A 25,918-nucleotide genomic window follows, 5' to 3' on the forward strand; every position below is an offset into this window, starting at 1 on the left:
ATTACTCATGAATTAGACCAGTTTCCTACCAACCCAGCCTTCCACGCTTCCCAGCATTTCAGGCAGTTTCGCAGCATCCGTTCCCCCGGCCTGTGCCAAATCCGGTCTGCCGCCGCCTTTGCCGCCGACTTGTTCGGCTGCAAATTTGACCAAATCGCCGGCTTTCACTTTGCCGGTCAGAGCCTTGGATACGCCGGCGCACAGCGAGACTTTGCCGTCGTTTACTGCCGCTAAAAGAATCACGGCGTTGTCGGATTTGCCGGTTAAATCGGTAACGATTTCGCGCAGGGCGGCTGCGTCGGCTTCGATTTGGGCGGCAACGAGTTTGGCTGCGCCCAAATCTTTGGCGTTATCCAAGAGTTTTGCGCCTGCGTGGACGGCGAGTTCGGCTTTGGCTTTTGCCAACTCTTTTTCCAAGGCTTTGGTGTTTGCGGCGTTGGCTTGGATTTTGGCGAGTACGTCTTTTTCGGTTTGGGCTTTGACTTCGGCGATGATGTTTTTCATCAGGCTTTCTTGGTTTTGCGCCCATACGAGTGCGGCAAGGCCGGTGATGGCTTCTACACGGCGGATGCCTGCGGCGATGCCGCCTTCGCTGATGATTTTGAAGAAGCCGATGTCGCCGGTGCGGGCGACATGGGTGCCGCCGCACAGTTCGGTGGAGTATTCGCCCATGGTGATGACGCGGACGAAATCGCCGTATTTTTCGCCGAAGAGCATCATGGCACCGGATTTTTGCGCGTCTTCAATGGACATGGTTTCGACTTTGACGGGCACGTTGGCGATAATCGCGGCGTTGACGCGGCGTTCGACTTCGGCGATTTCTTCCGCGCTGATGCCTTGCGGGTGGGAGATGTCGAAGCGGGTCAGCTCGGCGTTTTGCAGGCTGCCTTTTTGTTCGACGTGCGTGCCCAAAACATCGCGCAGGGCTTTGTGCATCAGGTGGGTCACGCTGTGGTTGCGCATGATGCTGTCGCGGATGTCGTTGTCGATTTCGGCGGATACGGCATCGCTCACTTTCAGACGACCTGATACGACTGCGCCGAATTGTCCGTGTACGGCGGCTTTGATTTTCTGCGTGTCTTCGACACGGAAGCGGTTTTCGCCTGCGAAGATAAAGCCTACGTCGCCGACTTGGCCGCCGCTTTCAGCGTAAAACGGGGTTTGCTCCAAAACGACCACGCCTGCTTCGCCTGCTTGGAGTTCGTCCACGGCTTCGCTGCCTTTATATAAAGCGATGATTTTGGTGTCTTGGCTGCGTTTTTCGTAGCCGGTGAACTCGGTGTCCGCGCCTGTATATTCAAGCTGGGAGTTGGCTTTGAAGTTTTGCGCGGCGCGGGCGCGGGCGCGTTGGGCTTCCATTTCGCGGTTGAAGCCGTCTTCGTCCAAATCGATACCCAATTCGCGCGCCATGTCGGCGGTCAGGTCGTAGGGGAAGCCGTAGGTGTCGTAGAGTTTGAAGATGTGTTCACCGCCAATAACGAGTTTGCTGTTGGCGATATTGTCCATCAAATAGGCATTCAAGGCTTCGGCAAACGGTTTTTCCGCGTCGGGAATATGGGCAGTTTCCAAAGCAGCCTGCAAATCGATATACATGCCTTCGTTCAGGCTACCTGAAACTTGGGGACGGATAACGATTTGCTTTTTGCCTGGAGCGGCACGGGAAGCGGCGGTAAATTCCACACCGTCTGCGGTTTTCAATGCCAGTGGTTTGCCCGCACCATCTTTCGGCAGCAGGCTTTCCAGTTTCAGAAATTTCATGCCGTTGAGCACTTGGTTGAACAAGCCCATACCTTTTTCCAGCGTTTCGCCGAAGCGGCTTTCTTCCGCGCGCAGGGCTTCCATAATCTGCGTCTGTTTCTCTTTCAACTCAGGATACGCATCGCCCATCGCTTTCACCAAATCGGGCACGAGTTTGTAGAAAAACGCCTGTTTCTGACCGAGTTTGTAACCGTGGCGCACGGCGCGGCGGATGATGCGGCGCAGGACATAGCCGCGGCCTTCGTTGGACGGCATCACGCCGTCGGCAATCAGGAAGGAGCAGGAGCGGATGTGGTCGGCAACGACTTTCAGGCTCGGCTCATCCATGCTGAACGGCGCGCCAGTTTCGCGGGCAACGGCTTTGAGCAGATCTTGGAACAGGTCGATTTCGTAGTTGCTGTGGACGTGCTGCATCACAGCCGCCATGCGCTCCAAGCCCATGCCGGTATCGACGGACGGTTTGGGCAGCGGGTTCATATTGCCTTGCTCGTCGCGGTTGAACTGCATGAACACGCAGTTCCAAATTTCAATCCAGCGGTCGCCGTCTTCTTCGGGGCTACCGGGAATGCCGCCCCAGATTTCTTCGCCGTGGTCGTAGAAAATTTCGGAACACGGGCCGCATGGGCCGGTGTCGCCCATTTGCCAGAAGTTGTCGGACGCGTATTTCGCGCCTTTGTTGTCGCCGATGCGGACGATACGCTCGGCAGGCATACCGATTTCGTTCAGCCAGATGTTGTAGGCTTCGTCGTCTTCGGCATATACGGTCGCCAAGAGTTTTTCTTTGGGGATGTTCAGCCATTCGGGGGAAGTGAGGAACTCCCAGGCGAAGTGGATCGCGTCGCGTTTGAAGTAGTCGCCGAAGGAGAAGTTGCCCATCATTTCAAAGAAGGTGTGGTGGCGGGCGGTGTAGCCGACGTTTTCCAAGTCGTTGTGTTTGCCGCCGGCGCGTACGCATTTTTGCGCGGTGGTGGCGCGGGTGTATGGGCGTTTATCAAAGCCGAGGAATACGTCTTTAAACTGGTTCATACCGGCGTTGGTAAACAGCAGCGTCGGGTCGTCGTGCGGCACGAGCGAGGAAGAGCGGACGATGGTGTGGCCTTTGGATTCGAAGAATTTTAGGAATTTTTGGCGTAGTTCTGAAGTTTTCATAGCGCATTCGATGTCAGGTTAAACGGCTTCAGACGGCCTTTCGGAGGTAGTTCGGGCCGTCTGAAAAATCTGCGTTATCTTACCGCAAAACGGTATTTCAGGCTATCAAAGCCACACGGCTTTCAGACGGCCTGTCATCGTTTCAACCCGATGGCTCGAAGGCCGTCTGAAAGCATATAACCAAACACCATAAGGTAAGCAACATCGATTCTTTCCACTTTCTTTCAGACGGCCTTAAGATACTCCGCCAAGATAACGACAATACGGACATGCCATGAGCCATTACCCCATTTTTGCCGATCTGCGCGGCCGCCCCGTCCTGCTGGCGGGCGCGGGCCATATTGCCGAACGCAAAGCCGAAAGCCTGTTACAGGCCGGAGCGGAGGTCCGTGTGGTGGCGGACGCGCTTAATCCTGCCTTCCAAACATGGCTGAACCAAGGGAAAATCACATGGCTCGGCACTGGATTCCATGATTCTTATCTGGATGATGTGTTTCTGGCCGTTGCCGCCACCGACGACCACAAACTCAACCGCCGCGTCTACGAGGCTGCCGAAGCGCGCGGGAAACTGTGCAATACAGTGGACAACGCCGAACTCTGTTCGTTTATCGTTCCCGCCGTTATCGACCGGAATCCGATAAAAATCGCCATCTCCAGCGGCGGCACGTCTCCGGTTTTGGCGCGCAAATGGCGGCAGATTATTGAAACGCTGGTTCCGCTGCACACCGGCAAAATGGCGCAAACCGCCGGCCGCTGGCGCAACCGTGTCAAAGCAGCCATTCACGGCACGGAACAGCGGCGGCGGTTTTGGGAAAACCTGTTCGACAGCCGCTTCAGTACACTGATCGCACAAGGCAGCCACAAAGAAGCCGAAGCGGAGCTGGCCGCCCAGTTGGCCGGCTATCGGCCGTCGCGGGGAGGAGTGGCTTTGGTAGGTGCGGGGCCGGGAGATGCTGGATTGCTGACGATACATGCGTTACAAGCGATTCAGGCCGCAGACGTGGTCTTATACGATGCGCTGGTTTCAGACGAAATTATGGCGGCCGTACGCAAAGATGCCGAAAAAATCAGCGTCGGCAAACGGGCCGGCGCGCACCATGTCCAACAGGAAGAAACCAACCGCCTGCTGGTGCGTTACGCGCGGGAAGGCAGGCGCGTCGTACGGCTTAAAGGCGGCGATCCCTTTGTTTTCGGACGCGGCGGAGAAGAGGCACAGGTATTGCGGCAGGCCAAAATCCCTTACCGCATCATACCGGGCGTAACCGCCGCACTGGGCGCGACAGCCTATGCGGGGATTCCGCTGACCCACCGAGATTGTGCTCAAAGCGCGTTGTTCGTTACCGGCCACAGCAGACACGACGGCAGCGAACCCGACTGGCACACGTTGGCTTTGAGCCGCCAGACGCTGGTCGTTTATATGGGAACGCTCAAAGCGGTTGAAATTACCGCCCAACTTATCCGCCACGGACGCAGCGAAAACACGCCGGTTGCCGTTATCTCCAACGGTACGCTGCCCAATCAGAAGGTACGGACAGGCCGTCTGAAAGATCTGCCTGATATAGCGGGAAAGGCCCCGCGTCCCGCATTGATGGTTATCGGCGAAGTTGCCGCCCTGAGGGACGAGTTGGCATGGTTCGGCGGTCATCAGGTTGAAACTGCGTCGGAACTTGCCGAGGCCGTCTGAAAACGGATAATAAAAAAGCTGCCCGAAATCATGGTTCGGGCAGTTTTTTTATTTCTCAGTCAATCTCTTATTCGCATTTCAACTCTTTAGCGATATCGTCGAACGACTGGTTCGCGCTCATACACTGGCGAACCTGCTCGTCCGCCGGCAGAGAAGAAAACGAGCGTACAATATTGCCGTATTCGACTTTATGTTCAGCCAGCCGCTTCTTGTCTTTTTTAGCAAAACACGTAGCGCGACGCTCTAAATACGCTTTGCAAGCCTCATGCAGCGTGCCCGTACCTATCTGGGCAGCCGCCGGTTGCACGCCCGAATGGTTGCTTTCCTCATTCGGATTTTGGCTGTTGCCGCAGGCGGCCAATACCGCAGCTGTCGTCAAAGCGAAAAATAATTTGCTGGTCAGTTTCATAATCGTTCCTCGTTGGCAGAAAGGAAAAAATCCTGATAAAAAGCGGTTTGATTATACTAACGTGGAAACGCATGTGAAATCGAAATGCCGCATTTGAACAGGATTTTCCTCAAATGCAGCAAATGCTAAGAAACAGACAAATCATGTTTGACTCTATCATCCCGCTTGTCATGGACACTATCCGGCCGAACGGTTTTGATTTTTCTGAATTTCCGAATATACGGAACATCAAAATAAAAAAATTTCCGCAACTTTGCGGAATTATGATTATTTGAAAACAGGATTTTTAAATTGGAAGAATTCAGAAAATATGGTTGGCTGGGGAGGAAGGATTCGAACCTTCGCATGCTGGAATCAAAATCCAGTGTCTTAACCGCTTGACGACTCCCCAAACAGGGTATTGAAAATTAAAATTGGCTGGGGAGGAAGGATTCGAACCTTCGCATGCTGGATTCAGAATCCAGAGTCTTAACCGCTTGACGACTCCCCAAGAATAGGGATTGCTGATTGGCTGGGGAGGAAGGATTCGAACCTTCGCATGCTGGAATCAAAATCCAGTGTCTTAACCGCTTGACGACTCCCCAAACAGGGTATTGAAAATTAAAATTGGCTGGGGAGGAAGGATTCGAACCTTCGCATGCTGGATTCAGAATCCAGAGTCTTAACCGCTTGACGACTCCCCAAGAATAGGGATTGCTGATTGGCTGGGGAGGAAGGATTCGAACCTTCGCATGCTGGAATCAAAATCCAGTGTCTTAACCGCTTGACGACTCCCCAACTGATCCAGCTACATATGAAGCAACGGGTGGATATCCAACCCTTCGACACAATATGCTTCATATATCTCTGAAACTTGCTGGTAAATATTTTCGGCCTTATCCAAACCATCACATGCAAGGAACACGCACGAACCGGAACCGGTCATCAATGCCTCTCCATACTTGGATAATTCCAAATAAGCATCCCGTACTTCGGGATATTCCTGAAAAACCACGGCTTGCATATCGTTTCTGAAAGGCCGCAGCATCTGGAAAGATGGGATTATGCTGGGTTCGGAATTTCGTGTCAAGTCCTTGTGGGAAAAAATTTTGGCGGTTACCACATGCACCGGCGGCCTGACAATAACGTACCATTGTTTCGGTATGTCTGTCTCCGTTAGCTGCTCGCCTATGCCCTTGGCAAAAGCATTGCGCCCGAAAATGAAAAACGGCACATCCGCACCGAGTTTCAACCCCAAATCAATTAGTTCCCGCCGGTTCAGACGGCATTGCCACAGGCTGTTTAACGCGATGAGTACGGTTGCAGCATCCGAACTTCCGCCGCCCAGCCCTCCGCCGGTCGGTATCCGCTTGTCCAGCCAGATATCCGCACCTTTGCCGCAGCGGGTATACGTTTGCAAGGTCTTGGCCGCACGATAGGTCAAATCTTGTTCGGCGGAAATTCCTTCCACCGGCGTATGCAGCACGATTTGCACGTCTTCGCGTGCGGCCAGATAAACCGTGTCGTACAGCCCTACCAAGCAAAAAATGCTTTCCAAATTATGGTAGCCGTCTTTGCGCCTGCCGGTGATGCGCAGGTCGAGATTCAGCTTGGCCGGCGCGGAAAACGCTTGTGCACGGGAAGGTATCTTCATTCAGACGGCCTTATCGGAAACGTGCGGCGCATTGTTTCGGTGCTGATGCGTCTTTGGCGAAATTCATTTCGTCAAACACCAGCCGCAGGGTCAGTTTAGGGCTTTCCAGCAGCAGAACGCGCGGTTTGCCGTCGCTCTTGAGTGTGCGCGAAATCGTCCATTGGAATTGTTGCAGCCGCCCCTCCGAATCGATTTGATAAGGTGCGCCTGCCACTCGCTTGCCGTTCGCCCAGATGTGCAGATACTGCACGGGCAGGTTGTAACCCAGCAGCCGTCCGCTTAATTCCTCCGCCGTGGGCGCCTGATATTTTTTGCCTTTGCTGTCTACGGCCAATACGCCCTCCCCGTCTTGGCAGAGCTGGCCCAACGTGCTGCCCAAAGGGGTGTTGATGCTGATGGTCTGGACTTGGTTTTGGTACGTCCAGTCGAAATTGGCATACGAACCTTTTTCTTCAACCTTTACGGACAGCCTGCCGTCGGCGGTAAAATCGGGGACTTGGACGGATTCCGACCAGTCTGCCTGTTCGGGCAGCTTGGGTTGGGAACACGCCGCCAGTACGGTAACGGCGGCTGCGGACAGCCATAATTTGAATTTCATGTTCACTCCTGACGCAAAGGCCGTCTGAAACGGGACATCCTGTTTTCAGACGGCCTCGGGTTGGTTATTTGGCAGGTTTCTTGGCGGGTTTGGATGCAGGCAGCGCCACACCGAAACGCCGCATGGTTTTTTTCAGTACGGCGACGTCGCCGCCTTTGGCCAAACTGTCGAACCATACTTTTTTCGCTTCTTCCTTCTGCCCCAACTGCCACAACACTTCACCCAGGTGGGCGGCGACTTCGGAATCGGGATACCGTCCGAACGCGTATTGCAGGTACGGCAGCGCGGTTTGCGCATCGCCTTTACGGTAATACGCCCAACCCATGCTGTCGTTAATGGCCGGAGACTCCGGATCGAGGTTGTAGGCCGTCTGAATCAGTTTGAACGCTTCGTCTGTATCGGATATGCCGGACTGGCGCGAAATCAGCATGGTATAGCCGAGCGCGTTCATGCCGGCCGCGCTGTTGGGATTCAGCTTCAGATAGCGGCGCAGGTCGGCAATGGCTTTATCGGGCTGATGCAGCAGATCGGCGTAAACCAGCGCGCGTTGGTAGAGGATGTCGGGCAGCAGTTTGTCCGCATCGGGCTTTTTGGCGGCTTTGGCGGCCAGCGCGTTCAGTTCGGACAATACTTCCTGCGCGTTGCCGTGTTTCGACAGGGCGAACAGATATGCGCGCTGCAAATCGCTGCTGCCGAAGAAACGCCCCTGCTGTTCGGGAAGTTTTTGCGCTTTTCTGGCTTCGGCCAGTGCCGCTTTGCCGTTGCCCTGCTCCGCTTGGAGCGAGGCTTTCAGTACGGCTTTGTCAAACACATATTCCGGCGAGGTAATCCGGTTTACCCAGCGTTCGGCTTTTTTAAACTCGCGTTTGTCGCCGTAACCCATCGCGCCGATAACGGCGGCGCGGCTTTTCTGCTCGTCGGTGCCGGTGCGGTAGGCTTTTTCCAAATAACCGTTGACGACCGATATGTCTTCCCTGCGGCTGCCTGCAAGATAGGCCGCCTGAATGTATAAGTCGGCGTTCGGATTGTCGGCCAGAAGTTCGTGCAGCCGTTTGTAGGCCTTGTCCTGCTGCTTGTTGGCAATCAGGGTGGCGATTTCCAGTTCCTGCCACACGGACGAGAGTTTTTTAGAATCCGTATCCCTGAAGAAACGGCTCAATATTTCGGGGTTGCGCTGAGCCACCAGGCGCAGCGTCAGAGCGGTCGGCGGCAGAATTTCCGAATCGAGTTTCGCCAGATTTTGCAGTGCCGACACCGCATGGCGGTCGCTGCCGCTTTGCGCGCTGTAAATCGCGTCGGCTATCGACGCTTCGGGCATATCGGGGTATTTCTGCGCCGCTTTGTGCACTTGGGACGCGCCCTTGGCAGCCAAGTCGGGCTGCTGCACCGCCGCTTGGGACAACAGCAGGAAAATCTGCTTGGCGTGTTCTTCTTCGGCGCGGGACAGTATCTCGTCCAAACCTTTGAGCGATTTGTCCGCCCGGCCCATCATCAAATTGCGCACCCAGCCCATGCGCTTCTGTGCCTCGCCCGGCACCGGCTCGATTTGCCGCCATTTCTGGTAAATCATTTCCGCCGGTTCAAACGCGTTCAGCGACACCGCCATTTCCAGCGCACGTTCCGCGACGACCGGGTCTTTGGTACGTTCGAGCGTTACCATATAGGTAGCCAGCGCCGTACCCGCATCGCCCTTTTGCAGTGCCATTTCGCCGCCGAGCAAGGTAAATACCGTATTGGCGCGTTCGATTACGCCCATGCGCCGGCGTTGCTCCACTTCCCTTTCTTCCGGGGTATAGCGGCTTTTTTTCTGCACGATTTTCTTGATGTCCTGCGGCGTCTTGATTTTGGCGACGGAATCGTTGGACGCGCAGGCCGTGGCGGTAAACAGCATCAGCACGGCGGCGGCAACGGAACGGATGCGGGCATTGGCGAAAAACATAAAACTTTCCTTTGTTTGAAGGCCGCCTTCTGTTTTCAGACGGCCTGAAGTCCAGCCGCTACTTTATCACATGAAGCGCGGTTTGTTGATTCATGCGACAGTAAACCTGTTGTAATATTATATTCAAACCGTTTTCCGCCGTTTTATACCCATGATGAACCAGACCGAGCTTGCCGGATTCCTGAGCCGCGCCGCGCTTTATCCGTGCGAAGAAGAAAAACTGAGAAATCAAATCCTTGCCGCCGACGGCTATACGGAAGCAGCCGTATTGCTGCCGGTGGTGTTCCATGAGCGGCAGTGGCAGATTATCCTGACCAGGCGTTCCGCCAACCTGCGCCGGCACACGGGGCAGATTTCGTTTGCCGGCGGTAAAAAAGAACCGCACGACGTAACGCCGGCACAGACCGCCCTGCGCGAAGCCGAGGAAGAAATCGGCACCCATCCCGCCGTCTGGCAGACTTTCCCCGCCCTGCCGCCGCATTATTCGCCTTCGGGCTACGAAGTCCGTCCCGTTCCCGCGTTGAATGCGGGCAGCCCGAATCTGACCGCCAATCCGGACGAAGTGGCCGAAATCATTTATCTGCCGCTGGAAACCGCGCTGAACCCGCAAAACTACCGTCCGCGCACGCTGCAATACCGCGGCCAAACCATCCGCCCGCCTGCACTGCCATACCTGCACCACGACATTTGGGGGCTGACCGCGATGATTCTTTACGGATTGGCCGAACGCTACCGCCACCATATGGCACAACGCTGAAAGGCCGTCTGAAAACCTGTTTCAGACGGCCTCTGCCCTTAATAGCGCCTATCAAGCGGGGCGGTTAAACACGGTTTGCCTGCGCGGAAATAATGTTTGACCGAATGCCGATTATCTTTTCGCCGGTCGGGAGGCTTTGCCGAATCCGCCCTTGCCGCCGCTTCCGCTGCCGGATTTGCGTTTGGCTTTGAATCCCTCGCCGCCTTTCTTAAATCCGCCGCCTTTCGCTTTAAAACCGGTTTTCTTACCGTCGCCCCAGCCGCCTTTGCCTTTCGGCTTGCCGCCTGCGGATTTGCGCTTGCGGGTCGGTTCCATGCCTTCGACGGTCAGCTCAGGCAATTTACGGCCGATGTATTTTTCGATTTTGTGTACTTTGACGTATTCGTTCACTTCGGCGAAGGTAATCGCAATACCCGTGCGCCCTGCCCGTCCGGTACGGCCGATGCGGTGAACGTAGTCTTCCGCCTGTTTCGGCAGATCGTAGTTGATAACGTGGGTAATGGTCGGCACGTCGATACCGCGTGCGGCAACGTCGGTGGCAACCAAAATTTTACAGCGGCCTTTGCGCAAATCCATCAGCGTGCGGTTGCGCCAGCCTTGCGGCATGTCGCCGTGCAGGCAGTTGGCGGCGAAACCTTTTTCATACAAATCATCGGCGATGACTTCGGTCATGGCTTTGGTGGACGTGAAAATCACGCATTGGTCGATGTTGGCGTCGCGCAGGATGTGGTCGAGCAGGCGGTTTTTGTGGCGCATATCGTCGCAGTACAGCAGCTGCTCTTCGATTTTGCCTTGGTCGTCCACGCGCTCGACTTCGATAATTTCAGGGTTTTTCGTCAGTTTGCGCGCCAGTTTGCCGACTGCGCCGTCCCAAGTGGCGGAGAACAATAAAGTCTGTCTGTCGGTCGGGGTGGCTTCGACGATGGTTTCAATGTCGTCGATAAAGCCCATGTCCAGCATACGGTCGGCTTCGTCCAAAATCAGCACTTCCAAACGGTCAAAATCGACTTTGCCGCTTTGCATCAAGTCCATCAGACGGCCCGGCGTGGCGACAATCAGGTCAACCGGTTTGCTCAGGGCGCGGGTTTGGTAGCCGAAAGATGCGCCGCCGACGATGCTGACGGTGCGGAACCAGCGCATATTTTTGGCGTACGCCAGCGCGTTTTTCTCAACTTGCGCCGCCAATTCGCGGGTCGGCGTCAACACCAACGCGCGCGGGCCTTTGCCCGGTTTTTCGCTGCGTTTGGTCAGCCGCTGCAAAGTCGGCAGCAGGAAGGCGGCGGTTTTGCCGGAACCGGTTTGCGCCGAAGCCATGATGTCGCGGCCTTCCAAAGCAAACGGAATGGCTTGCGCCTGAATCGGCGTCGGGCTTTCGTAACCCTCGCTGCGAACGGCGGACAAGATGTTTTTATCAAGGTTCAAATCGGCAAATTTAATAGACATGGCTATCCTAAAGAGACAACAACGCGCACGTCTGAACGGTTTTCAGACGACCTGAAGCAAAGGAAAGTAACGATACGGGAAATGTGAAGTTACAGGGTTGTCGCAAGCATCTTGCTTGTGGTTAACATCGACGACAACCTGCATAGAAAGGCTTGACAAATCAGCAAGCAATAAAAGAAACGCACCCGAAACGGCGGTTTAGGTTGGAAGACGATGGCTTCGTATAAAAAGGCGAACGGCGGATAATATAGATTTTATGGATAACGGTCAAGCAAAAAGGCATCAAGTGCGTTAAAATTCAAACCCTTCCCAATCCTCATTCAGGCCGTCTGAAACCATGACCGACATCACCCCCTTCGCCAACCGCATGGGCAAAAACATCAAACACCTCATGAAATGGGCGAAACGCAACGGCATCGAAGCCTGGCGTATTTACGACCGCGACATCCCCCAATTCCCCTTCGCCGTCGATGTTTACGGCGACCAAATCCACCTTCAGGAATACGATACCGGCTGGCTGATGCAGCCCGAAGAATACGAAGCGTGGCTTGCCGAAGTATTGGAAGCCGTCGCCTTCGTTACCGGTTTTGCGCCCGAACAAATCCACCTCAAGCGCCGCGAACGCCAAAAAGGCTTGCAGCAATACGAGAAAACCGGCAAAACCGGCGACGATTTCGTCATCACCGAAAACGGCCGCAAATTTTGGGTCAACCTCGACAAATACCTCGACACCGGCCTCTTTCTCGACCACCGCAACACGCGCAAAAAAGTCGGCGAAACCGCAGCGGGCAAACGCTTCCTCAACCTGTTTTCCTACACCGGCAGCTTCACCGTCTATGCAGCCACCGGCGGCGCAACGTCCAGCGAAACCGTTGATTTATCGAATACTTATCTCGATTGGGCGAAACGCAATTTCGAACTCAACGGCATCAGCCCCGAACAACACAAAATCGTCCGCGCCGACGTGTTCCAATACCTGCAAAACGCCGCCGCCGAAGGCAAACAGTTCGATCTTATCGTCATGGATCCGCCCAGCTTCTCCAACAGCAAAAAGATGCTCGACATCCTCGACATCCAGCGCGACCACCAAAAACTCATAGTCGGCGCGATGAATCTGCTCGCTTCAGACGGCCTTTTGTACTTCTCCAACAACTTGCGCAGCTTCGTCTTGGACGATTCGGTATCGGAACAATACGCCGTCAAAGACATTTCCAAACAATCCGTTCCCGACGATTTCCGCAACAAGAAAATCCATCAGTGTTGGGAAATCAGGCACAAACCGTCATGAACGATACTACCGGCGATCCGGCACATTATCCCCTTCCTTTTCAGACGGCCTCAATCGACATACGGAAATAAAAATATCCCCAACCGGCAAGGGCCAGCTGCGGAATATGCAAGAGGGACAAACGTAGAAATGCACAGCAACAAAAGCCAATCCGACCGGAACGCCACGACCGGCCGCCGCAAATTACGGCACGAACGCCTGCACCACCCGCCGTTCTGGCAGGCCGACCGGCCTTATCTGCACGAACACCATATCTCCGATGCGAGGTTCCGCCGCTTGGGCTATATCATGGCACTGCTGGCCGGAGCGATTAACGCGGGCGGCTTTTTCGCATTCGCACGTTATACGTCGCATGTTACCGGTTCGATGTCGCTGCTGGCCGATACGCTGTATCTGCACCAATGGACGACGGCCGCCGTGGCTTTGGTAAGCGTCTTTTGCTTTGTGGCCGGTGCGGCGCATTCGGGATGGGTGATTTTGTGGACGCAGCAGAAGCGCTTTCGCGGCAGCTTCGGATTTTCCATGTGGCTGGAAGCGCTTTATCTGCTGGTATTCGGCCTGTTCGGCATAACGGCCTTGCAGTGGGATTTCGGCAAAGCCGATTTGATCATTCCGTCTTTGGCGTTGTTTCTACTGTGTTTCATCATGGGGATGCACAATACCGTCATCACGCTTTTGTCGGGCGGGGCGATTCGTTCGACACACATGACCGGCTCAGCAACCGATTTGGGCATCGAAATTTCCCGCGCCCTCTACTATTCACGCACGCACCATCCGCATCTGCCGCATGTGCATGTAAACAAACCCAAAATGTGGCTGTTGAGCGGCTTGATGTGGGCGTTTTTGCTCGGCGGCGTCATCGGCGCATGGGGTTATCACAAAATAGGGCACCACTTCGCCCTGCCCGTAGCGGCGGTATTGTTCATATTGGGGGCGGGTTCCGTCGGCTACGACGTCAAACTGCGGCTGAAATTCGCCCTGGTACGCTGGTACCAGCGCAAACAGGCGCTCAAACGCCATACCGACGGAAAAAACGGTTCGTAAAAATCCAAGGCCCGTTCCAAAAGAAAAAAAGAAAAGGCGGGAATTTTCAATCCCGCCCTTCTCGAGAGGCCGTCTGAAACCGAACCGTCAAATATTGCGGCGGCGAAAGAAAAACAGCCCGTCGCTGTCCAATTCCAGAATATAACGCCCGTTCTGCACGGCCGCATAACCCGAGCGCCCTGCCTGATAAGGCAGCAGCCCCGCATGAACGACCAGATAATCGGTCAGCTTGTCCGCATCGTCCGCCACGTTCGCAACCAGTTTCGTAAACAGCGCACGGCAGCGCCCGTCCCGCGTCCAACCGATTTTCCCGCCCTGCCCGTCAGTCTGCATACATCTGCCGCTGACCACTTCCAAATCTTCGGGACGGTTGCCGATGACTTCCAAAACATTCTGCGCATCCATGCCCTCAATCGCGTAACTCAGCCGCTTTTTCCCGTCGTTGGTCTTATCCTCGGACGCCTTACCCAAAGGCAGCCCCTGCGTTACCGTCGAATCGATAAACTTCACCTTAAACGACGGCTTGGGCGGCAGCCCCGTATCGGCCTGAGACGCGGCAGTGTCGGATTTCCCTCCGCAGGCCGCCAGCAGCACGGCCAACATCAGCACCGGAATTTTCTTCTTCATCGCCTTCTTCCTTATAAAATTACTTTCAGACGGCCTTATTATAGCCAAACGGTATTGGAATTCATACGTTGTTTGTCTTACATAATCGCCGGGCGGCGCCTGCCATCCGGCACCGTTACGGCAAAATCACGCCCATCCCGCCGCAACGCTTCATTTATTGCCCGATAACCATTATCATGTAAATCTGCATTCTGAATTACACCAACGCAAGGAGACGCTATGACCATTTGGTTTATCGCAGCAGCAGCCGTATTGATTGTCGAACTGTTTACCGGTACGGTTTACCTGCTGGTCGTCAGCGCGGCTTTGTTCGGTGCGGGACTGGCGGACCGACTGACGGACAGCACGGGAATCTCCATCATGACGGCGGCAGTGTTGTCCGCACTGGGTATCTGGCTGGTGCACGGCAGGCTGAAGCAGCGCAGCCGTTTGCGCGCGCAAGAAGCCGCGGCGGACGATTTGGACATCGGGCAAAGCGTTCAAGTCGTGCGCCATCTGCACGGCGATATGTACGAAGTGTCCTACCGCGGTACGCGCTGGCAGGCGCAGGCTTCGCAGCAGCCCGTTCAGACGGCCTCAACCGCAGTGATTACCGGTAAAAACGGCAATATCCTGTTGATCCAACCGCATTAATCTCAAACAAGGAAGACAAAATGGAACTTTTATACAGCTTTCCCTTTCTGATTCTCATCGCCGTTATCGTGTTCGGCTTCAAATCGTTTATCGTCGTACCGCAGCAGGAAGCCTATATCGTCGAGCGGCTGGGGCGTTTCCACAAAATCCTCAACCCCGGCCTGAACATCCTGATTCCCTTTATCGACCGCCTGGCCTACAAACACACGCTCAAAGAAATCCCGCTGGACGTGCCCAGCCAGGTCTGCATCACCCGCGACAACACCCAGCTTACCGTCGACGGCATCATCTATTTTCAAGTAACCGACCCGAAACTCGCTTCCTACGGTTCCAGCAACTACATCATGGCCATCACCCAGCTTGCGCAAACCACGCTGCGTTCGGTCATCGGCCGCATGGAACTGGACAAAACTTTTGAAGAACGCGACGAAATCAACAGCATCGTCGTCGCCGCGCTGGACGAAGCCGCCGTGTCGTGGGGTGTGAAAGTGTTGCGCTACGAAATCAAAGACTTGGTTCCGCCGCAGGAAATCCTGCGCGCCATGCAGGCGCAGATTACCGCCGAACGCGAAAAACGCGCCCGCATCGCCGAATCGGAAGGCCGCAAAATCGAGCAGATTAACCTGGCCAGCGGTCAGCGCGAAGCGGAAATCCAGCAGTCGGAAGGTGAAGCGCAGGCCGCCATCAATGCGTCCAACGGTGAAAAAGTCGCCCGCATCAACCGCGCGCAAGGCGAAGCCGAGGCCCTGCGGCTGGTGGCCGAAGCCAACGCCGACGCCATCCGCCAAATCGCAACCGCGCTGCAAACGCCGGGCGGCAACGAAGCCGTCAACCTGAAAGTGGCCGAACAATACGTGGCCGCGTTCAGCAACCTGGCCAAAGAAGGCAATACGCTGATTATGCCCGCCAACGTCGCCGAAATCGGCAGCCTGGTGGCAGCGGGGCTGAAAATTGTGGAAGGCAACAAAGCCGCGAAGTAGGCATGTATCTTTAAAAAATAAAAGCCAAGGCCGTCTGAAACCGATTTTTCAGACGGCTTTTTAATACTTACAAATCAAACGACTGAATCACATTCACATGCAGGCGCACATCCACATTGCCGCGCGTGGCGTTGGAGTATGGGCAGACTTCGTGCGCGCGGGTGATGAGCTTGCGTGCGTCTTCTTCAGACAAGCCGGCGACAGTGATGGTGATATCCAAATCCAAACCGAATGCGCCATCTGCTTTCTGACCGATGCCCACGCCGACAGTGGTGGAAGATGTTGTTGGTTTCAAGCCGAGTGTCGGTGCTACATGGTTCATCGCGCTATCAAAGCAGGCAGCATAGCCCATGGCAAAAAGCTGCTCGGGGTTTGTACCGTGCTTGCCGCTTTCGTTTTGGAATGAAACCAAATCAAAGCCGATTGAACCGTCGTCCACTTGGGTGCGACCATCACGTCCGCCGGTTGCTGTTGCTGATGTTTTGTAGAAAATTTTCATAATATTGTCCTCAATTCAATATTGGTTAAATGTTTTGGCGTACTGCCGTTGAAAGTGAGTTCATTATATTGAACGGCAGGAGGAAGTGTTATATGATTCCTCCAAATTACTTGCCTATTTCTACAAATTTATGTTTTCAGCTGAAACGCTAGATCGCTTATTAAAGGTTATTCCGCATAACGAACTCTATTCATCTCCGATTGAAGGCTTGGTGATTCGCCATGCCGATCGGCCGTTTTGCTACGAAGGTGTTATTCAAGAACCGAGCATTTGCATCGTGTTAAGCGGCGAACGTGAAATACAGCTGGGCGAACAATGTTACCGTTTTGACAGCCAACATTTTATGTTCTGCCCCGTCAATGTACCGATGCGCGGCGAAATTAAACATGCCGAGCCGCAAAATCCTTTTGTCGTGATGTCGATGAAGATTGATGTTCAGGCTGTCGGCATGATTTTGTTGGCAAATCTAAGCTTGGCTGCCGATGCCAAGCAAAGCGATGAAGGTTTTGCGCAATGGCAGTTGGACGAATCACTTAAAAATGCTGTGGAGCGTTTGTTGTTCTTGCACGAAAATCCAAAAGATATTGCATTCCTTGCACCGCTTATCCAACAAGAAATCTACTATCGACTGCTTACAGGCGAGCAAGGAGGCAAACTTAAAGCTATGGTAAGCCTTGGATCGCATACGCAAAAAATCGCCCAAGCGACTCATTATCTGCAACAGCATTTCAGCGAAACTATTTCCGTAGAAACGTTGGCAAATCTGAGCGGCATGTCATTATCTGGCTTTCACAGCCATTTTAAAAAAATCACCAGCCTTTCACCGCTGCAATATCAAAAATCCCTGCGTCTGATGGAAGCCAAGCGCTTGATTTCCCAAGAAGACTTCGCCGTAACCGATGCTGCCTATCAAGTCGGCTACGAATCGCCCAGCCAGTTCAGCCGCGAGTACAAACGCTATTTCGGACATGCACCGAAAGGAACACGACAGATCAAGGCAGAACAATAAACGTAGTTCGGTTTGATGAATCTGATAATCTGAAAACCGCACCAAGCGAAAAACGCCTGTTTGAATATCCGTTCAAACAGGCGTTTTTTATAGTTTGCCGTTTTCAGACGGCCTTATCTTTGTCCGATCCTGTCAAAGCGGCGGTTAAGGCAACGTAGAACTTTTCCGTGCCTTCCACCAGTTTCCGCCCCAATTCTTCGCCCAGCGATTGGAAAGCGGCGGTTTCGGCGGTGCGGACGGGTTCGACGAACGGGCGGGCGTAGGCGCGGCCTTGTTCGGTCAGGGTCAGGATTTTGCGGCGGCGGTTGCCGTCGTCCTGCACGATGCTGAGTATGCCCTTGTCCAACAGTTCGTTGCACTGGGTGGAGACGGTTTGTTTGGCGAAGCCCCAAAAGGCGCAGATGTCGCTTTGGGTGCAGTGTTCGCGGTAGTACACGAAATACAGGATGGCAAATACGGTGTAGTTGAGGCCTTTGCTTTTTGCCCAGTTTTCATACTGATCATAAATGCCGGTCAGTAAGCTGCCGAGTTGGTCGATGCCTTGGGACGGGTCGAATCGGCTGTTTGCGTTTTCCATGATGTTCCTTGTTTTTGGGATATGCCGTAATTGTAGCACGGGGTTTTATTGTCCTGTTGATTAACAGTCCTAAATAGGACTATAATCGGGTTTCTTACTTTTCAGACGACCTATACGCTTTTTTGGGAGACTCTATGAAACATATCGTTCGAACCGGAGTGTTATCTTCTTTATACCTGTGCCTGCTGCACGCGCCATCCGTGTATGCGGAAGATTTTCGGCAGGAGCCGCAGAAAACGGAATTCTCGGTCGGTGTGGCGGGCGGTTATGCCGACAGCGGCTATCGGGGCAAATCCGCCGACTGGACGGTTGCGCCGCTGGTTCAGCTTGAAACGAAGCGGTTTTACATACGCGGACTGTCGGCCGGCGTGAAACTCTACACTTCCGCCGACCAGTCGCAGGAAGTGCTGCTGGGGGCGACCTACCTGCGCGATTACGGCTTGAAACCGGGCGATTCGGACGATGCGCGCCTAAAGCGGCTCGACCGCCGCAAAAACGCGGTGATGGCGGATATTTCCTACAACCTGTACAGCCCCTACGGCAATCTGGAAACGCAGGTGTCGCACGATGTTTCGGGTACGAACAAGGGAATGCAGGCGCAGGCGCAATACAGCTATTTCTGGCAGCCCACGCCTAAATTACTCGTCAAACCCGCCGTCGGCGTGTCTTATTCGGATAAAAAATTCAACCGCTACTACTACGGCATCAACGCCGACGAAGCCCGCCGCAGCGGCTTGAACGCCTATCAGCCCAAATCTTCTGTCAATCCTTATATCGGTTTGGAAACGCAATACAGCTTCACGCCGAAATTCAGCGCGTTTACCGGCGTACTGGCCGAAGCGCTGCCTTCCACCGTGAAAAACAGCCCGATGAACGACGGCAAATACCGCGTCGAAGGCACGGCGGGGTTGATGTACCGCTTCTGAATATTTCCGCAGAGGTCGTCTGAAAGGCATAAGACCTACGGCCTTGTTGCCGTTGTTCCCGACCAAATGGGAATAACGGTGGTTGAAAGGTCCTATTTATAGTTAGAATCAACCATAAGCAGGTCCGACCATGATGTCCGTTACCCTTTTCCGTTATCTGATTTGTCCGCGCTGCTGTTTTCTGTATTGCCGCCATGTTGTCGAATACCGCCTGTGTTGCTGGCAATGCAGCTACGAATGGAACGAACAGGCCGTCTGAAACCGTTTTCTAAGGAAACACAAATGTCCCTCAATCCGATGCTTTTGCGTTTGCTGATGATTAGCCCCCTCCTGCTGATTGCCGCCTGCGGCGGCGCGCCGGAAGACAAGAAGGAAGAACCGCTACGCGTTACCGTCGTCCGCGCCGCGCCTGCCGATATGGCGCAGACGCTGCGTTTGTCCGGCACGCTTTCGGCGCGCGAAGACATTGCCGTGTCCACTCCCCTGCAAGGTTTGAAGATTGTCGCGGTGTATGCTGACGCAGGCGATACGGTGAAGCGCGGGCAGGTGTTGGCGCAACTGGAAGACGTGAACGCGGATTCGCAACTGCGCCAAACCGAAGCGCAACTGGCACGGGCAAAAGCGCAACTGCGTTCGCAACAGGCCGCGGCGGCGGAAGCGGCGGCAACGCTGAAACGCTACCGGCCGCTGGCGGAAGCGGACGCGCTGAGCCGTCAGGAACTCGACCAGCAAAAATCGGCGGCGGCCACGGCGGCGGCGAATGTGGAAGCTGCAAAGGCAGACATTGCCCAGTTGCAGGCGCAGCTTAAAGACAGCCGCAACCAGCGCGGCAAAACGCAAATCGTTGCGCCCGCCGACGGCGTGATTGCCAAACGCAACGCCGAAGCGGGCGCGCTCACCGGCCCGGACGCGCTGTTCCACATCATTAAAGACGGCACGGTCGAGCTGGCGGCGGACGCGGGCGCGGATGAACTGCCGCTGCTACAAAACGGCGCGCGGGCGCAAGTGTCCGTGCGCGGCCGAAACGAGGCGGTCGGCGGCACGGTGCGGCTGGTGCCGCCCGAAATCGACAGTTCGACCCGTTTGGGCAAAGTACGGATTACGCTGGCGCGTTCAGACGGCCTTTATACCGGTACCTACGGCGAAGCGAATATCCGCCTGCCTTCCTATCGTGCCGCCGCAGCCCTGCCCGAAACGGCGGTTTCGTTCGACAGCGAGGGCAAGGCTTCGGTGCTGGCGGTAGACGGCAACGGGCGCGTGTCGCGCGTGGCGGTAACGGCGGGGCGCAAACAGGGCGGCATGGTGGAAATCGTGTCGGGGCTGGCAAACGGCCGCGCGGTGGTGCGCCGCGCTTCGGCGTTTGTGAACGAGGGCGACACCGTCAAAGCGGTTGAAGAAAAAGGAAAATAACCATGCAGCTGTCTTCTTGGGCGATACGCCGCCCGATTCCGACCATCGTCCTGTTCCTGCTGCTGACCGTGATGGGCATCTTTTCCTTCCTGCGGCTGCCGGTGAATGCCACTCCAAATGTGAGCTTCCCGATTGTTACCGTTTCCGTCAGCCGCGCCGGCGCGTCGCCCGACGAAATGGAAAACTCGGTAACGCGGCAGGTGGAAACCGCCGTAGCGGGTATGGCGGGCGTGCGCCACATCACTTCCGAAATTTCAGACGGCATCTCCGTGACCACGGTGGAATTCCGTCTCGGCACCGACACCGACCGCGCCGTCAATGATGTACGCAACGCCGTTACCCAAATACGCGCAGATTTGCCGCAGGGCATAGACGAGCCGCTGGTGGAACGCGTGGAGGTGGAAGGCGGCGCGTTGAGCTACTACACGCTGGAATCGCCAGAAATGGATGCGGCGGCCCTGTCGTGGTTTGTCGACGACACCGTCAGCCGCCGTCTGCTGGCGGTGCCGGGGGTGCAGAAAGTGGTGCGCAGCGGCGGCAGCAAACGCGAAATCACCGTACAACTGCGCCCCGACCGCTTGGAAGCCTTGGGCATCACCGCCGACCAGGTGAACAGCCAACTGACGCAGACCAATGCCAACATTCCGGCAGGACGCACCATGCAGGGCGGTTCGGAACTGAACCTGCGCGTGCTGGCAAGTGCCAAAGGCGTGGACGCGCTGGCGGATACGCCGATTGCGCTTTCAGACGGCCGCCGCGCCAAACTTTCCGAATTGGCCTATGTTTCAGACGGCCACGCCGAAATCCGCAGCCGCGCACGGCTCGACGGCCGCGAGGTGGTCGGGTTCAACGTGTTCCGCGCCAAAGGTTCGAGCGATACCGAAGTGGCCAAAGGCGTGGAAGCGGCAGTGGCGGAATTGCAGAAGCAGCATCCCGAAATCCGCATCCGAAACGTGTTCAGCACGGTAGAAAGTACGCGCGAAAGCTACGACACCGCGATTGATACCCTGTTGGAAGGCGCATTACTGACCGTATTGGTAGTGTTCCTGTTTTTACGCAACTGGCGTTCCACCTTGGTAGCGGCGGTGGCGCTGCCCCTGTCTATCCTGCCCGCCTTTGTCGTGATGTATGCCTTCGACTACACGCTCAACAACGTTACCCTGCTCGGTTTGACCTTGGTCGTCGGCATTCTGGTGGACGATGCGATTGTCGAAATCGAAAACATCGAAAACCATCTGGCGACGGGCAAACGCCCGTTTCTGGCTGCTATCGACGCCGCCGACGCCATCGGTTTCGCGGTGGTGGCGATTACGGGAACCATCGTCGCCGTGTTCCTGCCCGTGAGCTTTATCAGCGGCGTGGTGGGGCAGTATTTCAGCCAGTTCGGCATCACCGTGTCCGCCGCCGTCCTGTCTTCGCTGCTGACCGCGCGGCTGGCCACGCCCCTGTTGGCGGCATACCTGCTGCAACCGCACAAAGGCGCAACGTCCGATGAAAGGACACACGGCTTCTTTATGGGCAGCTACCTGAAACTTCTAACCTGGGCATTGCAGCATCGCAAAACCACCATGCTGGCGGGCGGTTTGGTGCTGGCGGCATCCTTTGCCATGCTGCCGCTGCTGCCAACGGGTTTCATACCTAAAAGCGACGTAGGTTACAGCCAGGTTACCGTCAGCCTGCCGCCCGGCAGCACGCTGGCGGAAACCGACCGCACGCTGCACGCGCTTTCAGACGGCATCCGCCGCCATCCCGAAGTGGACGCCGTTTACGCCGCCGCAGGCAGCGACAGCGACACCGCCAAAGGCGAACTGCTGGTGCGCCTGAAAGCGCACGGCGAGCGCGACATCAGCCAGAGCGCGTTCGAGCAGAAACTGCGCGGCGAGCTGGCACAAACGCCCGACATCCGCTTCTTCTTCAAAAACGAAAACGCCCAGCGCGACATCAACATCATCCTGACCGGCGACGACGCGGCCAAACTGTCGGAAACCGCCCGCAAACTGAAAACCCAGATGCAGGGCATCGCAGGCGCGGCAAACGTGCAGATTAACGAGCCGCTGCCCAAGCCCGAGCTGCAAATCCGCCTGCTGCCAGACGAAGCCGCCCGCGCAGGCGTTACCCCGCAGGCAGTGGGCAACCTGCTGCGTATCGCGTCCATCGGCGGGCAGGATGCCGAATCCGCACGCTACAACCTGAGCGACCGCCAAATCAGCATCCGCACCGCCCTGCCCGAAAACGCGCGCAACGACATCCAAACCCTGAAAAACCTGCGCGTTCCGTCCAGTAACGGCGGCAGCGTCCCCCTGCACACCGTCGCCGACATCCGCTACGCCGCAGGCAGCGCGACCATCACCCGCTTCGACCGCGAACGGCGCATCAGCGTCGAAGCCGACCTGAACAGCGGCCACACTATCGGCGAAGTTTTGACGCAAATAAACGCGCTGCCCGTTATGCAAAACCTGCCCGCAGGCGTCCGTACGCCCGAATACGGCGACGCGGAATACATGAACGAAATGTTCAGTCGGTTCGGCATGGCGATGGGCTTCGGCGTATTGATGGTGCTGGTGGTATTGGTTTTGCTGTTCCGCGACTTCCTGCAACCCGTTACCATCATCACCGCGCTGCCCCTGTCGCTCGGCGGCGCGCTGGGCGGGCTGCTGCTTTACGGCGCGGCGCTGGATTTGTCGTCCGTTATCGGCATCCTGATGCTGATGGGCATCGTAACCAAAAACTCCATCCTGCTGGTTGATTTCATTATCGAAAAACGCCGCCACGGCACGGCGCGCGCGCGGGCGATTTACCGGTCGGGAGCCGAACGCGCCCGCCCCATCATCATGACCACCATCGCCATGGCCGCCGGTATGCTGCCCTCCGTCTTTGCAGGCGGCAGTGGCGCCGCCTTCCGCGCCCCGATGGCCGTCGTCGTTATCTGCGGCCTCATCGTCTCCACCGCCCTGAGCCTCGTATTCGTCCCCGTCTTTTACAGCCTGGCAGACGACCTGCGCCAATGGCTCACCCCCCGCCTCGCCCGCCTGACTTCGGTTACGGCAGAAGACAGGGAAGCGGCGGAACGGGGAAAATGATGGCTGACGGTAAGTGATGTATCGATATAAATGAATCAGCTATCTGCAATCAGAGGCCGTCTGAAAAGTTCGGCTTCATAAAAACTTTTCAGACGGCCTTTATCGATGAATCCCGTTCATAAACCCTAACAAGTAAAAACGGTTTATCCCGCCTATTCCAAAAGGGACAATGCCTTCATTCGGTTTAATCAGGCAAAAGGAGCTTCGTCATGAGCAGACCGATATTGCATGCCTGCAATACCTGTGCCTTTACCGTTAATCTGCCAACAAATTCGCTTATACATTACTTCCGCTATAATTGAGGCCGTCTGAAAACAGATTTTCAGACGGCCTTTTACCGTCCCAAGAAGGGAAACCCGATGAAACCGATGACCGCATTAATGACCGCTGCCGTATTTTCAGTCCTCAGCCTGAATGCCTGCGGCGGTTCGGAGAAAAGCATGAGTATTCAGGAACAAACCGAAGCAAGATTCCAGCTAAACCCCCATCCCAAGCAGGCATACCGCCTCAGGATTAAAATCAACGACGCGCCGGGGCCGTTGAAATTGATGGGGAGCATGAGTGTAGGTTATGGAGCAAGGAATTGCTCGTATATTATTAATCGCATTGAAGGAGTGGCTGCCAATCCGGAAAAAGATTTGGAAATTGAAGTTCGCCAGCTAGGGGAGTTTGAATACGAAGCCATTGTCTATACTGATGCAATGCAGGATGAAAATTACTTTAATGAAGGTGTCTGCCATTGGCAGATAGAGGGATTCGGCTTGGGTTTTAAAGCAACAGGAGAGCCATCAGAGACTAGATTTAGTTTTGGAGATATTTTCAATGATTTGATAGAGAAAAAAACGTTGACTAAATATTATTGGAAATGGGCATATCCTTACTCTAAAAAAGAAGATGGCACTCTTTACACTGACTCCGTTGATTCCGGCATTGTATCTCCTGAAATTTATGATGCTGAGAAACATAAAGAAATGTTCACTATTACCGTAACCCTTGAGGAGATTCAACCATGAGTAATATTACCAGACAGCAGCAGGCTGATCTTGCCGCAGATGCCTATAATACTCGTCCCGTTACAAAACCTAATGATAAACCTATTTTTATTGAAGGAAACTATTACAAAGTTCTAGCCGTACATAACAACCGTTCGACAGGTTACCAAGGAACGGTGTACCAAGATGTCCGAACCAACGAAATCATCGTTGCCCACAGAGGAACGGAATCTCCGACAACAGATTGGTTTGATGCCTATACCGACTGGAACATGGTTGCTAAAAGTACCAACCATCAAGCTGCCGATTCGGAAAAACTGACGCGTATAGCAATAGAAAAAGCAGAAGAATTTCATCGAAAAAACCCTGAGTTGCCTAAACCTGCCATCACCCACGTTGGCCATTCCCTCGGCGGCGCACACGTCGAAATTCAGGCATACCGCTTCGGGCATGAAGGTGCAACCTTTAACGGATACGGCGCGGTCGGAATGCACGGGGTACGCAAGGGCGGCGGCGATGTAACCAATTACGTCAAAGCCGCCGATGTCGTTTCTGCTGCCAATGCCCATTACGGCAAGGTTGTCGTGTTGGCGACCGAGGGCGACCTTGGCCCGCTGAGGAAATACGGCTACAACAACCAACAGAACACGATGGCGATTCAAGCCGTCAGAGCTGCCGCAGCCTCCGTGGGTTCCGCGCATTCCTCGCTGAATTTCGTCGGTAAAGATTCCATCCTTTCCGACCGCAATTACGACCGCGCCCGCCGTCTTGCCGATGAAAACAAGTTTATGATTCAGGATTACCGCGGTGATGTGGAAACTTCGAAAAACGTGATTGCCGCCGCAAAATTTGCCACTTCCAATCCGATAGAGAAAATCGAAATCCTCCGCAACCGTCTGGAGAAGTACGACAGAGAGCAGGAACGGATTAAGGAGATTATCAACAGCGTACCGCCGCCGAAATCCCTGTTCGACAGCAGGATGCTGCACCTGATGCAAAACGACGGCACGCGTCCCGATGCAGGGAAGGAAGCCTATACCGACGCAGGCAAACCCGACATCACCCGCCCCTTGGCCAAAAACGCATCTCTCGAAGAGTACAACGATTATGCTTTCGCCGCCCTGCTGTCGGATGACGACGACAAAATGCACGCCGCATTGGACAGCCTGCTCACTTCCGACATCGGGCGCAGCACGCAGCAGGAAGCCGCCGCACTGTATGAACGGCAGGAGTGGGAGGAAATCGCGCGGCTGGAACAGATGCAGCACGATGCGCCCGTGATGCGGATGACGCGCAGTTAGGAGGGAAGGATGAACGGTTCGGAACAGAAAATCGACCGTCTGGCAGCCAATGTGCTGACCTTGGCGGGACAAACGGAAAAGCGGGCGAAAAATGCCGAACAGCTAGCGGTGCAGGCACAGCGGGTATTGGATTCTTCGTCAAACCGTTTGGATGGTTCTGCCGAAAGAATCAGGCAGGAAGC

Annotated in this window: 22 protein-coding genes and 5 tRNA genes; 13 read left to right on the plus strand and 14 right to left on the minus strand. The window is 55.2% G+C overall.

Annotated features, from left to right (window positions below; all coding sequences use genetic code 11):
• Window positions 1-12 precede the first annotated feature (12 nt).
• Window positions 13-2,907: an alanine--tRNA ligase gene (gene alaS / locus ACI43T_RS03270; protein ID WP_405385521.1), complete on the minus strand. Its 2,895-nt coding sequence runs from the start codon at window positions 2,905-2,907 to the stop codon at window positions 13-15.
• A gap of 274 nt (window positions 2,908-3,181) precedes the next feature.
• Here alaS and cysG point away from each other — a divergent pair, with 274 nt between their 5' ends.
• Window positions 3,182-4,591 (plus strand): siroheme synthase CysG, encoded by a 1,410-nt coding sequence (gene cysG, locus ACI43T_RS03275; RefSeq protein WP_405385522.1) that lies wholly within the window; start codon window positions 3,182-3,184, stop codon window positions 4,589-4,591.
• Between the two features lie 67 nt (window positions 4,592-4,658).
• Here cysG and ACI43T_RS03280 read toward each other — a convergent pair whose 3' ends face one another.
• From ACI43T_RS03280 to ACI43T_RS03320, 9 genes are all read right to left on the minus strand, one after another.
• Complete coding sequence (locus ACI43T_RS03280) at window positions 4,659-5,000, minus strand: hypothetical protein (RefSeq protein ID WP_405385523.1); 342 nt, start codon at window positions 4,998-5,000, stop codon at window positions 4,659-4,661.
• 315 nt (window positions 5,001-5,315) lie between these two features.
• Window positions 5,316-5,391: transfer RNA gene (locus ACI43T_RS03285), tRNA-Gln, on the minus strand.
• 23 nt (window positions 5,392-5,414) lie between these two features.
• A tRNA-Gln gene (locus ACI43T_RS03290) sits at window positions 5,415-5,490 on the minus strand.
• An 18-nt stretch (window positions 5,491-5,508) separates the two neighbouring features.
• Window positions 5,509-5,584 (minus strand) — tRNA-Gln (locus tag ACI43T_RS03295).
• Window positions 5,585-5,607: 23 nt separating this feature from the next.
• Window positions 5,608-5,683: transfer RNA gene (locus ACI43T_RS03300), tRNA-Gln, on the minus strand.
• Window positions 5,684-5,701: 18 nt separating this feature from the next.
• Window positions 5,702-5,777: transfer RNA gene (locus ACI43T_RS03305), tRNA-Gln, on the minus strand.
• A 10-nt stretch (window positions 5,778-5,787) separates the two neighbouring features.
• Entirely contained in the window at window positions 5,788-6,633 is an 846-nt protein-coding gene (gene ispE, locus ACI43T_RS03310) for a 4-(cytidine 5'-diphospho)-2-C-methyl-D-erythritol kinase (RefSeq protein ID WP_405385524.1), read from the minus strand.
• A 10-nt stretch (window positions 6,634-6,643) separates the two neighbouring features.
• Complete coding sequence (gene lolB / locus ACI43T_RS03315) at window positions 6,644-7,231, minus strand: lipoprotein insertase outer membrane protein LolB (protein WP_039850429.1); 588 nt, start codon at window positions 7,229-7,231, stop codon at window positions 6,644-6,646.
• Window positions 7,232-7,295: 64 nt separating this feature from the next.
• Complete coding sequence (locus ACI43T_RS03320; protein ID WP_039850428.1) at window positions 7,296-9,170, minus strand: tetratricopeptide repeat protein; 1,875 nt, start codon at window positions 9,168-9,170, stop codon at window positions 7,296-7,298.
• Window positions 9,171-9,321: 151 nt separating this feature from the next.
• Here ACI43T_RS03320 and ACI43T_RS03325 point away from each other — a divergent pair, with 151 nt between their 5' ends.
• On the plus strand, window positions 9,322-9,927 hold the full coding sequence (locus ACI43T_RS03325) for a CoA pyrophosphatase (RefSeq protein WP_405385525.1): 606 nt from the start codon (window positions 9,322-9,324) through the stop codon (window positions 9,925-9,927).
• Between the two features lie 111 nt (window positions 9,928-10,038).
• Here the strand turns inward: ACI43T_RS03325 and ACI43T_RS03330 are convergent, their stop codons facing one another.
• Window positions 10,039-11,370: a DEAD/DEAH box helicase gene (locus ACI43T_RS03330; protein ID WP_405385526.1), complete on the minus strand. Its 1,332-nt coding sequence runs from the start codon at window positions 11,368-11,370 to the stop codon at window positions 10,039-10,041.
• A gap of 337 nt (window positions 11,371-11,707) precedes the next feature.
• On the opposite strand from ACI43T_RS03330, the gene ACI43T_RS03335 reads away from it, so the two are divergent.
• Together ACI43T_RS03335 and ACI43T_RS03340 are read left to right on the plus strand one after the other, a co-directional pair.
• Window positions 11,708-12,658, plus strand: coding sequence for a class I SAM-dependent methyltransferase (locus tag ACI43T_RS03335; protein WP_405385527.1), 951 nt, complete (start codon window positions 11,708-11,710; stop codon window positions 12,656-12,658).
• 129 nt (window positions 12,659-12,787) lie between these two features.
• Entirely contained in the window at window positions 12,788-13,702 is a 915-nt protein-coding gene (locus ACI43T_RS03340) for a YoaK family protein (protein ID WP_293279323.1), read from the plus strand.
• An 87-nt stretch (window positions 13,703-13,789) separates the two neighbouring features.
• Here the strand turns inward: ACI43T_RS03340 and ACI43T_RS03345 are convergent, their stop codons facing one another.
• Window positions 13,790-14,329: a DcrB/PsbP domain-containing protein gene (locus ACI43T_RS03345; RefSeq protein WP_405385528.1), complete on the minus strand. Its 540-nt coding sequence runs from the start codon at window positions 14,327-14,329 to the stop codon at window positions 13,790-13,792.
• Window positions 14,330-14,548: 219 nt separating this feature from the next.
• Here ACI43T_RS03345 and ACI43T_RS03350 point away from each other — a divergent pair, with 219 nt between their 5' ends.
• Window positions 14,549-14,962, plus strand: coding sequence for an NfeD family protein (locus ACI43T_RS03350; protein ID WP_405385529.1), 414 nt, complete (start codon window positions 14,549-14,551; stop codon window positions 14,960-14,962).
• Between the two features lie 20 nt (window positions 14,963-14,982).
• Window positions 14,983-15,942 carry an SPFH domain-containing protein gene (locus ACI43T_RS03355; RefSeq protein ID WP_009173381.1) on the plus strand — a complete coding sequence of 320 codons (960 nt, stop codon included), beginning with the start codon at window positions 14,983-14,985 and terminating at the stop codon, window positions 15,940-15,942.
• Between the two features lie 67 nt (window positions 15,943-16,009).
• Here ACI43T_RS03355 and ACI43T_RS03360 read toward each other — a convergent pair whose 3' ends face one another.
• Window positions 16,010-16,441 carry an organic hydroperoxide resistance protein gene (locus tag ACI43T_RS03360; RefSeq protein ID WP_293279327.1) on the minus strand — a complete coding sequence of 144 codons (432 nt, stop codon included), beginning with the start codon at window positions 16,439-16,441 and terminating at the stop codon, window positions 16,010-16,012.
• Between the two features lie 85 nt (window positions 16,442-16,526).
• Here ACI43T_RS03360 and ACI43T_RS03365 point away from each other — a divergent pair, with 85 nt between their 5' ends.
• Window positions 16,527-17,450, plus strand: coding sequence for an AraC family transcriptional regulator (locus ACI43T_RS03365; RefSeq protein WP_377080683.1), 924 nt, complete (start codon window positions 16,527-16,529; stop codon window positions 17,448-17,450).
• Between the two features lie 103 nt (window positions 17,451-17,553).
• Here ACI43T_RS03365 and ACI43T_RS03370 read toward each other — a convergent pair whose 3' ends face one another.
• Window positions 17,554-18,027, minus strand: coding sequence for a MarR family winged helix-turn-helix transcriptional regulator (locus ACI43T_RS03370; protein WP_405385530.1), 474 nt, complete (start codon window positions 18,025-18,027; stop codon window positions 17,554-17,556).
• Between the two features lie 134 nt (window positions 18,028-18,161).
• On the opposite strand from ACI43T_RS03370, the gene ACI43T_RS03375 reads away from it, so the two are divergent.
• From ACI43T_RS03375 to ACI43T_RS03400, 6 genes are all read left to right on the plus strand, one after another.
• On the plus strand, window positions 18,162-18,953 hold the full coding sequence (locus ACI43T_RS03375) for a MipA/OmpV family protein (RefSeq protein WP_405385531.1): 792 nt from the start codon (window positions 18,162-18,164) through the stop codon (window positions 18,951-18,953).
• Between the two features lie 130 nt (window positions 18,954-19,083).
• The gene (locus ACI43T_RS03380) at window positions 19,084-19,212 is read left to right on the plus strand and encodes a hypothetical protein (protein WP_405385532.1); all 129 of its coding nucleotides are present in this window, start codon (window positions 19,084-19,086) and stop codon (window positions 19,210-19,212) included.
• A gap of 23 nt (window positions 19,213-19,235) precedes the next feature.
• Window positions 19,236-20,363, plus strand: coding sequence for an efflux RND transporter periplasmic adaptor subunit (locus ACI43T_RS03385; RefSeq protein WP_405385533.1), 1,128 nt, complete (start codon window positions 19,236-19,238; stop codon window positions 20,361-20,363).
• Window positions 20,364-20,365: 2 nt separating this feature from the next.
• Window positions 20,366-23,443, plus strand: a complete 3,078-nt coding sequence (locus ACI43T_RS03390; RefSeq protein ID WP_405385534.1) for an efflux RND transporter permease subunit — start codon at window positions 20,366-20,368, stop codon at window positions 23,441-23,443.
• A 359-nt stretch (window positions 23,444-23,802) separates the two neighbouring features.
• Window positions 23,803-24,456 (plus strand): hypothetical protein, encoded by a 654-nt coding sequence (locus ACI43T_RS03395; protein WP_405385535.1) that lies wholly within the window; start codon window positions 23,803-23,805, stop codon window positions 24,454-24,456.
• Window positions 24,453-25,736, plus strand: a complete 1,284-nt coding sequence (locus ACI43T_RS03400) for a DUF6792 domain-containing protein (RefSeq protein WP_405385536.1) — start codon at window positions 24,453-24,455, stop codon at window positions 25,734-25,736. The genes ACI43T_RS03395 and ACI43T_RS03400 overlap by 4 nt, the downstream gene beginning before the upstream one ends.
• Window positions 25,737-25,918: the final 182 nt, after the last annotated feature.

The organism is Neisseria oralis (genome assembly GCF_045062685.1).
GTDB classification, from domain to species: Bacteria; Pseudomonadota; Gammaproteobacteria; order Burkholderiales; family Neisseriaceae; genus Neisseria; species Neisseria oralis.